Consider the following 407-nt stretch of genomic DNA (forward strand, 5'->3'; position numbering starts at 1 on the left):
GAGCCGTCTTCGCGTTCGGTGAATTCCCGCTGGAGCGTCTTGTCCTTGTGGGTGTCACCTTTGACGACGAGCACGCGCCCGGTCTTGGAGCGCACAACCCCCGAGATCGCACCCGCGGCCAGAGCCAGGGCGAGATGCCAGTGGGACAAGGCACGCGCCGGTGGACGCAGCGATTGCTGCGCGGCCCCCAGGTGCGTGTCCAGCGACGGCCAGAGGCCTTGCAGCCGACCAACCTCATCGGCGAACTGCTCCGGCTCCATCGTCACGCGGAAGAAATGCTCCGGCTCGGCCGGACTGGCGGGGACGATGTACGGCAGGAACGGCCAATCGCTCGGCAGTTCCTCGGCTTCGACTTCGCCAAGCCCAACCTGCAGCAGCAGATTGCGCACGGCCTTGACGCCATCGGG

General features: G+C 67.1%; 1 pseudogene. It reads right to left on the reverse strand.

Annotated features, from left to right (window positions below):
- A pseudogene (locus tag BRO63_RS04460) lies at window positions 1-407 on the reverse strand (DUF6094 domain-containing protein); the annotation flags it as partial.

It is taken from the genome of Achromobacter xylosoxidans, assembly GCF_002192695.1.
Classification (GTDB): Bacteria; Pseudomonadota; Gammaproteobacteria; order Burkholderiales; family Burkholderiaceae_B; genus Achromobacter; species Achromobacter xylosoxidans_C.